The organism is Peribacillus sp. NJ4 (genome assembly GCF_030348345.1).
GTDB lineage: Bacteria > Bacillota > Bacilli > Bacillales > DSM-1321 > Peribacillus.
This window is the reverse complement of the sequence record NZ_JAUCFQ010000001.1, coordinates 2569717-2583062: the sequence shown is the minus strand read 5'-3', so window position 1 is coordinate 2583062 and position 13346 is coordinate 2569717. Positions and strand designations below refer to the sequence as shown.

11 protein-coding genes are annotated in these 13346 nt (G+C 40.4%); 2 read left to right on the top strand and 9 right to left on the bottom strand.

The window, feature by feature from the left end:
• Positions 1-137: 137 nt before the first annotated feature.
• Positions 138-1619: an aldehyde dehydrogenase family protein gene (locus QUF94_RS12960; protein WP_289316218.1), complete on the top strand. Its 1482-nt coding sequence runs from the start codon at positions 138-140 to the stop codon at positions 1617-1619.
• Between the two features lie 241 nt (positions 1620-1860).
• On the opposite strand, the gene QUF94_RS12955 is transcribed toward QUF94_RS12960, so the two are convergent.
• From QUF94_RS12955 to QUF94_RS12940, 4 genes are all read right to left on the bottom strand, one after another.
• A complete protein-coding gene (locus QUF94_RS12955; RefSeq protein ID WP_289316217.1) occupies positions 1861-2565 on the bottom strand; it encodes a TerC family protein in 705 nt (234 codons plus the stop codon).
• Positions 2566-2886: 321 nt separating this feature from the next.
• Positions 2887-4374 carry a tagaturonate reductase gene (locus tag QUF94_RS12950; RefSeq protein WP_289316216.1) on the bottom strand — a complete coding sequence of 496 codons (1488 nt, stop codon included), beginning with the start codon at positions 4372-4374 and terminating at the stop codon, positions 2887-2889.
• Positions 4375-4457: 83 nt separating this feature from the next.
• Positions 4458-5471: a zinc-binding alcohol dehydrogenase family protein gene (locus QUF94_RS12945; RefSeq protein WP_289316215.1), complete on the bottom strand. Its 1014-nt coding sequence runs from the start codon at positions 5469-5471 to the stop codon at positions 4458-4460.
• Positions 5472-5502: 31 nt separating this feature from the next.
• Complete coding sequence (locus QUF94_RS12940) at positions 5503-7008, bottom strand: UxaA family hydrolase (protein ID WP_289316214.1); 1506 nt, start codon at positions 7006-7008, stop codon at positions 5503-5505.
• Positions 7009-7207: 199 nt separating this feature from the next.
• Here QUF94_RS12940 and QUF94_RS12935 point away from each other — a divergent pair, with 199 nt between their 5' ends.
• Positions 7208-8077, top strand: a complete 870-nt coding sequence (locus tag QUF94_RS12935) for an AraC family transcriptional regulator (protein ID WP_289316213.1) — start codon at positions 7208-7210, stop codon at positions 8075-8077.
• Positions 8078-8185: 108 nt separating this feature from the next.
• Here QUF94_RS12935 and QUF94_RS12930 read toward each other — a convergent pair whose 3' ends face one another.
• From QUF94_RS12930 to QUF94_RS12910, 5 genes are all read right to left on the bottom strand, one after another.
• Entirely contained in the window at positions 8186-9427 is a 1242-nt protein-coding gene (locus QUF94_RS12930) for an MFS transporter (protein WP_289316212.1), read from the bottom strand.
• A gap of 157 nt (positions 9428-9584) precedes the next feature.
• On the bottom strand, positions 9585-10586 hold the full coding sequence (locus tag QUF94_RS12925; protein ID WP_289316211.1) for a LacI family DNA-binding transcriptional regulator: 1002 nt from the start codon (positions 10584-10586) through the stop codon (positions 9585-9587).
• 207 nt (positions 10587-10793) lie between these two features.
• Positions 10794-11630, bottom strand: coding sequence for an SDR family oxidoreductase (locus QUF94_RS12920; RefSeq protein WP_289316210.1), 837 nt, complete (start codon positions 11628-11630; stop codon positions 10794-10796).
• Complete coding sequence (gene uxuA / locus QUF94_RS12915) at positions 11627-12703, bottom strand: mannonate dehydratase (protein ID WP_289316209.1); 1077 nt, start codon at positions 12701-12703, stop codon at positions 11627-11629. Before uxuA ends, QUF94_RS12920 begins: the two co-directional genes overlap by 4 nt.
• 12 nt (positions 12704-12715) lie before the next feature.
• Positions 12716-13336, bottom strand: a complete 621-nt coding sequence (locus QUF94_RS12910; protein WP_289316208.1) for a bifunctional 2-keto-4-hydroxyglutarate aldolase/2-keto-3-deoxy-6-phosphogluconate aldolase — start codon at positions 13334-13336, stop codon at positions 12716-12718.
• Positions 13337-13346 lie beyond the last annotated feature (10 nt).

Genomic DNA, 13346 nt, shown 5'->3' with positions numbered 1-13346 from the left:
TCCATATATGCAACAGATCAGCCAAAGGGAAACTTTTATCGAAGACATAAGCATATGCCTGATCCTTTTACTTAGAGAACGCAATTATCCGGACAGATTTTCATGATCGAACTTTAATATGAAAAGGGGTATTATACATGGAACAAACTATTAAACTTAATCCGCGAGTACAAGAATTCCTAAAGGGCACTAAAAAGCTATTGATTAATGGGGAATTGGTGGAAGCTGCTTCAGGAAAAACTTTTGAGACTCTCGATCCTTCAAATGGCAAGGTTCTGGCCATTGTGAGTGAAGCAGGACCAGAAGATGTAGATAAAGCAGTCAAAGCAGCCCGCAAGGCTTTCGACAACGGTCCCTGGAAAAAAATGAGTGCATCGGAACGCAGTCGCCTCATTTATAAGTTAGCGGACCTAATGGAGGATCATAAAGAGGCGTTAGCACAATTAGATACCCTGGATAATGGTAAGCCAATTGGTGAAACCACTAATGCCGACGTCCCCCTCGCCATTGATCACTTCCGTTATTATGCTGGATGGACCACTAAGATAGTGGGTCAAACAATTCCTGTTGCAGGAAATTACTTTAATTATACCCGTCATGAAGCAGTTGGAGTGGTAGGACAGATCATCCCTTGGAATTTCCCCCTTCTTATGGCGGCATGGAAATTAGGTGCAGCCCTTGCAACCGGATGTACGATCGTTTTAAAACCAGCGGAGCAAACGCCGCTTTCAGCATTATATTTAGGGCAATTGGCGCTTGAAGCCGGTTTTCCTCCTGGCGTTCTTAATGTCATACCTGGATTTGGGGAAACAGCAGGATCACCGCTTGTAGACCATCCTGATGTCGATAAAATTGCCTTTACCGGTTCAACCTCAGTAGGGAAAATGATCATGCGCCAAGCTTCGGGCACTGTGAAAAAAATCTCGTTGGAACTAGGTGGGAAATCACCTAATATCATTTTACCGGATGCAGATATGAGTAAAGCCATTCCTGGTGCTTTGATGGGCATCATGTTTAATCAAGGACAAGTTTGCTGTGCCGGTTCCCGGCTGTATATTCAGAAGAAATCCTATGATAACGTGGTAGCTGACTTAGTGTCCCACGCAAAAAATATTAAACAAGGGGCCGGTCTTGATCCATCAACCCAGATAGGGCCATTGGTTTCCAGTGAACAAATGGAAAGAGTGGGCAGTTATATTGAAAAAGGGAAGTCTGAAGGAGCTGAAGTGGTTACAGGGGGCAATTACGGACAAGGTGAGGGTTATTTTGTAGCACCTACAATATTTGCAGGTGTTGAAGATGAAATGACAATCGCTAAAGAAGAAATCTTCGGTCCTGTTGTAGCTGCCATGCCTTTTGACGATTTGGACGATGTAATAAACCGTGCAAATAACACTGAATATGGATTGGCCGCTGGTTTATGGACACAAGATGTAAAAAAGGCCCATTATGTGGCTAATGAATTAAAGGCAGGTACAGTTTGGGTAAACTGTTATAACGCCTTTGATGCAGCTTCTCCATTTGGTGGTTATAAACAAAGTGGAATCGGTCGGGAAATGGGCAGTTATGCATTGGATAATTATACGGAAGTTAAAAGTGTATGGATTAACTTAAACTAACAAAAAGAATGATCGCTCCATTTGGCTCAGACATTGCAATTGAAATGCATCTGGATATTGGGAATTAGTCACTCATTCAATTCATGTATTAATAAAGACATAAGAGCCTGTTTTTGCTTCCTTTAAATATTCGCAAAAGGGTGTCCAAAGTCCGGACTTTGGACACCCTTTCCTTGTTTTGGTAACTTATTCTAGACAAAAAGAAGAGACCTTTCATTTTTGAAAGGTCTCTTTAGGCTAATTACCCATTACGTTCGATTTGCATTTTCTCTTTGTTTGCTTTTTCTTTTTCTATTTTTTGCTGTCTTGAAGTCCCGGCAACCAGGATTCCGATCACTACTATCGCTTCAAATCCATATTTTATGAAGGGATTTGTAAAGTAGTCGTGCATGAAGGGCTCGGCTACGATCATTTTAGCAGCTGTCCAGCCTAGTATTCCCGCACCAATTATTATGATGAATGGGAAGCGTTCGATCAGTTTCAGGATCAAAGTGCTTCCATACATCACTACTGGAATTGATACAAGTAAACCGATTACCACTAAAGTGAAGTTACCATGAGAAGCACCTGCCACAGCTAGGACGTTGTCCAATCCCATCAATGCATCTGCAATAATGATAGTTTTTATGGCAGCCCACATAGAGTCTGCAGGCTTCAAATCATGTTCTTCTTCATCGATAAGGAGCTTATAAGCAATCCATACAAGAAGTAATCCCCCTATTAAATGCAGTCCTGGCACCTCTAAGAGCCAAACAACCAGCAGCGTTGCAATGATCCTTATCACTATTGCCCCGACCGCTCCCCATATTATCACCTTTTTTTGCTGATCTTTTGGAAGCTTTCTTGCAGCCAATCCAATAAGGATCGCATTATCACCGGCAAGAACCAAATCTATCATAATGATCGCTAAAAGTCCTGAAATAAATTCACCTGTTAAAAAATCCAACACATTTTCCTCCTTTATACAAAAATAAAGAGACCTCTGCCATTTATGGCAAAGGTCTCGCTAAGCACTAAATGAATTAGGCCAATAAAGCCGGTGGAATCCCACGTAATGACGACTTTATTTCAGGTTATCCCTGACGCTACTCCCCTTCACGGGAATAAAGAATATGTAATTCTTTTGATATCTTTCCCTTAGGAATCTACCAAGAAAAAATATCACTAATCTAGTATACCAAAAATACAAATAAAATAAAGTAAAAAATAAGAGATTGGAATAATATTCATGAACTTTACCTAGCCCATCACCTTTCAACGGATAATTTCAGTCAATCATCTCTTCTAGTTTTAGGCATAATTCGTTTCCTAGGTTTTTGATATAACCCAAATCCTTCCCCCATAGATATTGATTACTTAAGGTGGCCTCTATCAATTGTAAAAGTGTAATATCTCCACTCTCATAACGAAGCCATTGTTCCCTAAAAAATTCAATTGTCTTTATATCGTCTTTAACGACATATTCTTTACCCTTAAAGCTTTTACCTATATAATTCCCATTCACTTCGTAAACCTTATAAAATCGGATTAGGCCCGAAAAACCTCGTACGATGCAGTCAGGCAGGCTACCTTTCGCCTTATAATATTCCTCTAAAGTTGGCAGGAGACGAACCCTGAATTTCGAAATGCTATTCAGCGAAATATCGGCAAGGAGGTGATGTACATAGGGACTCATAAATCGTTCAAGAACGCTTTTCCCATATAGCATCATCTCATTATGAGCAAAAGGTAATGTAGGGATTATTTCCTCTTCGATGGCCATGCTCAAGTATCTGTAGAAATCCGGATGATCGATTGCCTGTTTTACTTCTACCAATCCAGATAAAATGCCTAGAGGAGCCATCAAGGTATGTGAACCATTAAGAATCCGTACTTTTCTCATTTGATAAGGTACTAAATCTTTAACCCAACGCACATTTAATCCGGCTTTTTGTAAAGGTAGACGTTCATCAATAGAAGGGTCACCTTCAATAGCCCATAAATGATAGGGTTCAGCCGTATTTAGGAGAGTATCCTTATATCCCCATTCCTCAAATAGTTTTTCCGACTCATTAGCGGGGAATCCTGTTACGATACGGTCTACAAGCGAGTTTAAAAATAGGTTGTCCCGGTCCACCCACTCCATGAATGGCTTTGGTAAATCCCAATCACTGCCATGCTTGAGAACACATTGCTTCAATGAATCACCATTTCTCTCTAAAAGCTCACAAGGTAGCATGATGAGTCCTTTTTCCGCATCACCGTTAAAATGCAGATAGCGCCGATATAAAAATGCAGTCAGTTTTCCTGGAAAAGATTCAATCGGCACTCCTTCTTCCAAAGGAATCGGCTGATATTTGATTCCTGCTTCGGTCGTGTTGGAAACTACAAATTCCAATGCAGGGTTTTCGGATAATGTTAAAAATTCCATCCATTCATCATAAGGATCAATTACCTTTGAAAAAACGGAAATGATCTCTGGATGTTCCACTTTCTCACCTTGGTGAAAACCCCTTAACATTAATGTATACAGTCCATCTTGCCGCTTTAGTTCCTCTATTTTCCCTTTTCCAGCGGGGCGAGGCTGGGTAACAGCAATACTTCCCAGGAAATGACCTTGTTTATTACATTCATAAATCATCCAATCAAAGAAGCCGCGGAGAAAATTCCCCTCCCCAATCTGCAATACCTTTATGGGAAAATCCATCATATGTTGATTTTGGACAGCTTTTGTATCTTTACTCAGACTCTTCAGGTGACCTTTATTCATGTTCATGACCAAAAAACTCCTTTCTCATAGGAATATCCAATTCGGAGTACAATTTCAAGTGGTTGTCCTTACGACCTGAAACCTTAAACTTATATTTCAACAATGGCCTTGATCACTTTAGCTTCAGGAGTTAACCACCCCTCAAATTGATTGATCATTTCATCCATATGTGTGCGGTGTGTAATATACTGACTCATATCCAACTTATCATTTTTCAGCGTTTTTACGACATAGTCAAAGTCATCCCTTGTTGCATTACGGCTTCCCATTAATGTAAGCTCTTTACTGTGGAATTCAGGATCATTAAAGGAAATATCCGCTTTAACCAAACCTACATATATCAACCTTCCGCCGTGAGCAGGGAATTTAAATGAATCCATCATTGATTTAGCATTACCTGTCGCATCAAATACTACGCTTGGCATATCTCCATTTGTCAATTCAGCTAATTTCTCCATTGGATTCTCCAATACGTTCAAAGAATAATCGACATTTGCCCATTTGCGAGCAAACGCAAGGCGTTCATCATTTACATCCATTGCGATCACCTTCGCACCCTGTTCCTTAGCGAATGCCATGACTCCCAAGCCAATTGGACCAGCACCAATTACAAGTGCAAATTCCCCTTTATGAATAGCAGCCCGTCTGACCGCGTGGGCCCCTATACTTAAAGGCTCTATCATTGCCGATTGGTCAAGTGTAAGACCCTCGGTTTTCACCAAATGATCATAAGGAACCGTAATCCATTCACACATACCGCCTTCCTTATGTACACCCAACACTTTCATATCTGTACAACAGTTCGTTTTTCCATTTCTGCATGCGATGCATTTTCCACATTCCATATAGGGAATGATCGATACTTGATCCCCGACATTCAATCCTGATGCGTTCTCCGGTATAAATTCAATATAACCGGATAGTTCATGGCCAAGTATTCGAGGATAGCTAAAAAAGGGTTGATTACCTCCATATGCATGAATATCAGTACCGCATATTCCTATGCGCCGCACACGAATCAAAGCTTCCCCCGGGTTTGGAACTGGTTTTTCCGACACGATCATCTTAAATTCAAAAGGTTGTTCACAAACGATAGTCTTCACTGATTAACACTCCTTTTTTATGAGATATGTATTAAAGAATGACTCCTTCTTTAAAGATGCTTATCTCCTTATAACCGAATTTTTCATTATTCGTTTTCTTTTTACCGGATGAAAGTTCAAGGATGTATTGGAATAAATCGTCCTTTAATTCATCGATCTTTTGACCTTCAATTAACCGCCCGGCATTATAATCAATCCAGTGCTTTTTACGCTTGGCCAATTCTGAATTCGTAGCTATTTTTACAGTTGGCACCGGACCGCCAAAAGGTGTTCCCCTTCCTGTGGTGAATAGAACGATATGTGCGCCCGCTGCCGCCAAGGCCGTCACCGAAATCAGGTCATTCCCTGGAGCATTGATCAAATTCAATCCATGCTTCAATACTCGTTCACCATATGGGCTTACATCCACTACAGTGGCATGGCCCCCTTTTTGCGTGCATCCAAGTGATTTTTCCTCCAGTGTACTTATGCCGCCCACCTTGTTTCCAGGTGAAGGGTTTTCATAAATTTCCTGATCATGGCGAATGAAATACTGTTTGAAATCATTAATAAGGCCAACGATTTTATTAAAGGTGTCTTCATCCTTTGCCCTGTTCATTAATATCGTTTCCGCTCCAAACATCTCAGGAACCTCTGTCAATATCGTCGTCCCGCCATGTTCTACTATTAGGTCGGAAACCGCACCAACCAATGGATTAGCGGTAATGCCTGAAAAACCATCGGAACCCCCGCACTTCAAGCCTATTTTCAACTTTGAAACCGGTACGGGCATTCGTACGAACCCTTCCGCATATTCCACTAATTCTCCCATTAAACGTAAGCCGCTCTCTAATTCATCATCAACCTCTTGGGCTTTTAAAAATTTAATTCGATTTGGAGGAAATTCGCCTATTACTTCTTTAAATGCTTCGATTTGATTGTTCTCACATCCTAATCCTACAACCAAAACCCCGGCTGCATTCGGATGTTGAGCCAAGGCCGCTAATAGCTTTTGTGTATGGGTCAAATCATCTCCCAATTGAGAACAACCGTAGGGATGGGAAAAATGATGAACCCCATCAATTTGGCGATCTTTAAACTGCTCATTGCCCATTTTAGCGAGAACTTCACATGTTTTATTGATGCAACCGACCGTGTTGATGATCCAGATTTCATTCCGGATACCCACTTCCCCATTTTCACGGATAAATCCTTGGAAGGTATGATTTTGACTTGGCTCTTCTGTATCTTGAATGCTGGGTTTATAGGAATAATCCAATATACCCTGCAAACCGGATGCTAGATTATGGGTGTGAACCCAATCCCCTATGGAGATATCTTCTTTAGCTTTTCCGATCGAGTAGCCAAATTTGATTACGTCCCCCCCTCGTTTTACCGGTTTCACTGACATCTTATGCCCTTTAGGAATGTCGTCACTTGCCTTTATATGGATCATACCGCTGTCTTCTGTTTGAATCTGGAGGCTCTGTCCTTTATGAATCTCCTCCAAGGAAATAACCACATCATCATTTGAATGCAATTGAACAAATTTATTCATTTTGTCCCCTCCTTATCATGGGTGATGACGTTCAAAGAGCAAACGTCAATACGTTTAGAAAGCCCTTTCATTTTTGTGTTTAAATATATTTTCTATTGAATCTATTATCATTTTAACATCAATATTTGAAATATAAATTGCATATTTTGCTATAAATATACTCATTCTTGTTGTATTATATTTTCAGGAGCTGAACGAAATGAAAAAAACCCATAATCCATTAAAACATGATTTACTCTTCCCATTTTCTTTTGTCTATCAAGATACTAAAAGTCCTCAGACTGAATTGTCAGATCATATGCACGACCATTATGAAATTGTTTATGTTTATAACGGTAAGGGTACCTTTTTTATCGGTGATGTGTTTTATGATATGCAGCAAGGGGATGTATTCCTAATCCCGAATAATACCATTCATAGGGCATTACCCAACAAGGACGATCCTGTTACATCCACCATTATCTTTTTCAGTCCAACATTAATATATAAAGATATGGTTGATGATTCTTTTTCATATTTACATTTGTTTGACCTAACAAAAAAGAGTAAGAATTATAAAATATCTTTGCCGCAAAAGAAACAAGTAAAGATCGAAGAACAGCTCCACCTCATCCTGCAAGAGTCAACTAGCCATTCAATGGGTTCGAGACATGCTTGTTTGCTGGTCGTTCACCAAATCATACTTGATTTATACCGTACCCGGATAAATGACAAACAAGATTTTACTGAAGGCAAAAGCTATAGCTCAGAATGGATCAAAGATATTTTAATTTATATTAATGACCATTTGGGTGAACCATTATCCTTGACGGTACTTGCACACAAAGCATTGGTCAGTCCCGCTCATTTCAGCAGAGTTTTTAAGGAAACGACTGGAATTGGGTTAATCGTGTATTTAAATACGAAAAGGATCATCAAGGCAAAGGAACTATTACTGGAAACGAATCACACCATTGCCAATATTGCTGAAATGTGTGGTTTTGAAAGTATGCCCCAATTTTATCGTACCTTTAAAAAATACAATGATAAGACACCTGCTGCATTTCGCAAAGAAAATCGAATGGGCTAGGATGGTAAAATTCATGTCTGTTAAACATGGAAAAATATCGATCGATTAAAAATGGAAGTGTCTTCCCTTGATATATCCTTTGGGAGACACTTCCATTCTAACAATCTATTACGCAGGCTTTCCTATCGGTTGTACAAAACGGATGACTGCAAGCGATGCAACGATGGCCAATCCACCTGCAAGCAAGAATGCAACTGTGTATGTGCCTGAGGTATCGACAATATATCCTGTTAAAGTAGGTCCGATGATTCCTGCTGTATTTGCCAAGAAGTGCATAAAACCTCCAACAGATCCAACATTACCAGGGTCGACAACATCGTTGACGATTGCCCAGTAAATGGCACCAGTCAAATATAGGAAGAAGACGGAAAGTGCGACAAGTGTAACCGCACTGAGCGTTGTGGATACAAGTCCGGCAAAACCGATACATACCGCCGATAAGAACAAACATGTTACAAGTACGAGCTTACGTGAGAATAAAACACCTTTTTGAGCGAATTTTTTAAAAAAGAAATCCGACACGAATCCACCCAAAGCAAGTCCGATGAATCCAAAAATCCAAGGAATCACTGTAATGATACTCATATTTTCTACACTTAGGCCGCGTGCATCCACCAAATAGCTTGGGAACCAAGTTAAGAAAAAGAAGAGAATATAGTTGTAAGAAAAAAAGGCTAGAGCTGTAAATAAAACCGTTTTTTGTTTTAAATAAAAGGTGAATTTCACCTTTTCTTCCGATGTTGCCGCTACATAAGATTTCCCCGTAAGTTTCTGTTCTTTTGACTCTTCTGGTTTTTCTTTAATGAATTTCCACCAGCAAATCGCCCATATAAGACCAATCACCATAATGGCAATGAAAGAAACTCTCCATCCATATGAGATCGCAATAAATCCAACTATTGGACCTGCAATTGCGCCACCAAGCGGTGTCCCGCTATTCGTTAAACCAACGACAGATGCCCGCTGATTCGCTGGGAACCAGTTATTCACCATTTTATTGATTGTTGCCGAAAGAGGGCCTTCGCCCATCCCAAACAGTATGCGGATGACTATCATACTCGCAAAACCGACAGCAAGTACAAGTGCACCACTGAATAAAGACCAAACGATCATCGCAACAAAAAGCGTTAGCTTCGCACCCCATCTATCGGACGCCATTCCTCCAAGGAAGTTAAAGATGGCATATCCAACAGAAAAGCTACTAAAGATAATTCCCATCTGTGTTGCAGTTAAAGATAAATCATCTTGGATGAACGGAGCCGCAATGGACAGTGCAGATCGGTCCAGATAATTTATTACCCCTGCCAAGAACAAGAAAACGATGACCATTCCTCTACCATTTGAAAACATAAAGTACCCCCCTATACGCTTCAATAAATGCAGCCGCATTTTTGGAAACGTTTCCATTTAATAACCAAGAGTAAAGCCTATATGACCTATAACTAAATCGGTTTAGAATTCCCGCAATTAAGCGTTTTCTTTTTCACAGGAATTCTTACATCCGTTTCTAGCAAGAATTCCTTGAAAGCAAAGTCGGTTTCAAGCGATGGACACTTGTATCCTCATTTCCTGTTTTATTGATTTGACTAAGCAGTAACTCTGCTGCCAAGTTGGCCATTTCAATGGCTGGCTGATTAACCGTTGTGATGGTCGGTGTATAGAAACTGGCATACGGTACATCATCGATTCCTATGACCGCTATGTCATCAGGTATGTTGATTTCGTGCTGTTTCATATAACGCAATACCTCATTAAGGACGATATCATTTCCTGCCAATATGGCTTGAGGCGGCTTTTCCAATTCGAAAAATTCTGAAAGTGCATTCGGAATTTCATCTACGTTCACTGTTTTAATATATTCAGAATTGAATGGTATCCCATGTGACGCGAGTGAATCCTTGTACCCTTGGATCCGTTCGATTCGGGGACTGATATCGCGTATTATTGAAGTGGTCATGATTGCAATGTTTTCAAAACCCCTTTCAACAAACCGGTCAATGGCTAACTTGGAAGCAAGGTGATTATCGAGCATGACTGTTGCAATATTTAATTCCTCGATCGTCCTATCCATGAAAACAATCGGGAATTGATCACTCTTCATCCGTTTATATAAATCCAGATTATCCCCTGTGGGAAAAATGATGATCCCATCCACTTGTTTAGCTCTTAGCATTTCAATATAATTCTTTTCTTTTTCAGGATTATCATCTGCATTGCATACGATAATATGGAACCCTTGTTCATAAAAGTAGTTTTCTATAGCTCTAATAACTTGCGTTGAAAACGTATGAAGGATGTTGGCAACCACTACCCCAACTGTAAAAGTGGATTTTTGTTTTAAACTACGCGCAATTATATTAGGCTGATAGTTTAACTCTTCTATAGTCTCTTCAATTTTTTTCCTGGTTTTTTCACTCATATATTCGTATCGCTTGTTCAGGTATTGGGAAACCGTGCTTTTTGATACTTTCGCGTGATTGGCGACATCAGTAATTGTAATGGTTTTCATTTTCATTCATTCCTGTCGTGTTTTTTCATTTCTCTGCCTAAAGCCATAAAACAATATTGGCTTATTTATATAAGGAATATTCTATTATAATAAGTAAAGCTTTACAATCACCTTCTGATGCAGTAAAAAAGTCAATTTCCCCTACCCTCGAACTAATTGAACTAATGTACAATCGGTCACTTTATTGCTTTTTTATTGGAACTGAATTCAGACGCCTGAGTATGCCATGAAGCCCCCATCGACAGGTACCGTTATTCCCGTGACAAAACCCGAATAGGATTCATCAACGAGCCACAGCAAAGTACCGAGTAAATCTTCAGGCTGACCAAAACGCTTCATTGGTGTCGCGGTAATGATTTTATTAGACCTTTCTGTCATGCTGCCATCTTCGTTAAGCAACAGGTCCCGGTTTTGCTTCGTCAAAAAGAATCCCGGAGCAATGGCATTCACCCGTAAACCCTCTTCGGCAAAATGTACAGCCATCCACATAGTGAAATTATTTATCGAAGCTTTGGCAGCACTATATGCTGGTACTTTAGTCATTGGAGCGTAGGAGCTCATGGAAGATACGTTTACGATAACTGGTGCTTCCACTTGCAATAACTCTTTTCCAAAAACCTGACTGGCCAAAAATGTACCGGTGAAATTACTGGCAAAAACTTGAGAGAAACCATTTTCATCCAAATCAAAAAAGGATTTTCCTTCCGCTTCTTCCCCATATTTCTCTGGAGCTGTAATGGCATCAGGGTGATTGCCTCCCGCTCCATTTATTAATAGATCAACACTACCGAACGTTTCTATTATTTTCTCCCTTGCATTTTCCAATGAAGTTCTATCCAAAACGTCTGTCGCGATGGATATCGCAGCGCCCCCTGATTGTTCAATGAGTTCGACCACTTCTTGCCCTTTTTCAGCCGTTCTATTCAATATCGCTACCTTGACACCATGACGGGCCAATTCCACAGCCATTTTGGAACATAATACACCACTGCCTCCAGTGATTACCGCTACCCTGTTTGTTAGGTTTTCATGGATGGGAATCATGATTTTTCACCTAATTTAGTAGCTTCATATGCATCCCATAAACCCAGCAAATACATGATTCCAAGTGCTCGGTCATATAAACCGTAACCTGGGCGGCAAACTTCTCCCCAAATATGGCGGCCGTGGTCCGGTCTGACATAACCCGTATAATTTTGCTTATTCAATTCTTCCACGACACCCTGTATATTGATGGAACCATCTTGAGTATGATGGGACGTTTCCACAAAGTCACCGTTTTCATAAATCTTCACATTGCGTATATGGGAGAAAGGTGCACGGTTTGCATACTTTTTAGCTACTTGGACCATATCATTTTTTGGGTTTGCCCCCATCGAGCCTGTACACATGGTAAACGCATTCGACGGCGAATCCGAAATCGAGATCAGTTTTTCATAACTCGATTCTCCGGTGATGATTCTTGGCAAGCCAAAAATGGACCATGGCGGATCATCAGGATGTATTGCCATTTTTATACCGCAAGCCTCGGCAACAGGTAATATTTCTTTAAGGAATATTTCAAGATTCGCCCATAGCTGCTCTTCGTCAACAGTCTTGTAAGCTTCGAATAATTCAGAAATTTGATCCATCTTTTCGGGTTCCCAACCGGGTAAAGTTAAATCTGAAGCTTCGGTTACAGTACGAATTAAATCTTGCGGATCTAACGTATCCACTTTCGCCTTTTCATAAAATAAGGCAGTTGAGCCATCTTCCAAAGGATGGAACATTTCCGTCCGAGTCCAATCAAAGATCGGCATGAAGTTATAACAAATGACTTTCACTCCGGCTTCCGAAAGATTGCGAATCGTCTCTTTGTATTTCTCTATATATATCATGCGATCTTCGTTACCCAATTTTATCGATTCATGGACATTTACACTCTCCACGACATCCGTGTGAAAACCAAATGATTGGATATACTCGATTTCTTCTTTAATTTCTTCCTTTTCCCATACCTCACCAACAGGTTTTTGGTGTAGTGCCCAGACAATCCCTTTCACTCCAGGAATCTGTTTAATGTGCTCCAATGTAACAGTATCATTGTCTTTCCCGTACCATCTAAATGTAATGTTCATCATGCACCTCCATCATTCCGCAATTTTCTGCATGTATTTTCTGCTTAACTCCACTGCGGCCTCATAGCCGCCATTCTTATAGGCTTTGTTCAAGTCACTGCCGATACCGATTGATACCGCGCCTGCATTCAGCCAGTCCTTCATATTGTCCAAATTAATTCCGCCGGTTGGCATGATCCTTACATTGGGAAGGGGACCATTAACCGACTTGATGAAAGAAGGTTCAAAATGGTTTGCCGGAAATAATTTTAAAACATCACAACCTGCCTCCAATGCCATAGCCATTTCTTTAACTGTCATGCAACCAGGCATATAGGGAATGCCATATCGATTACAAAGCTCAGCAACACCATTGACAAAATAGGGACTGACGATAAAATTGGCACCAGCTAAAATCGCATGTCGTGCCGTTTCAGAATCCAGTACCGAGCCTGCTCCTAAAAGTGCATTCGTATTCTGCAATTGTTTGAAAGCTTCTTCAATTCCCGGTGTTGTGTAAGTCAATTCGATTGCCTGAACACCGCCTTCCACAGCTGCTTTCGAAAGTTGTACTGCCTCCCCTGCATCTTGCCCACGGATAACAGCTACAACTTTCGTTTCCGTTATTCGATGAATAATAGAATGTTTATCCATAACTCCTACC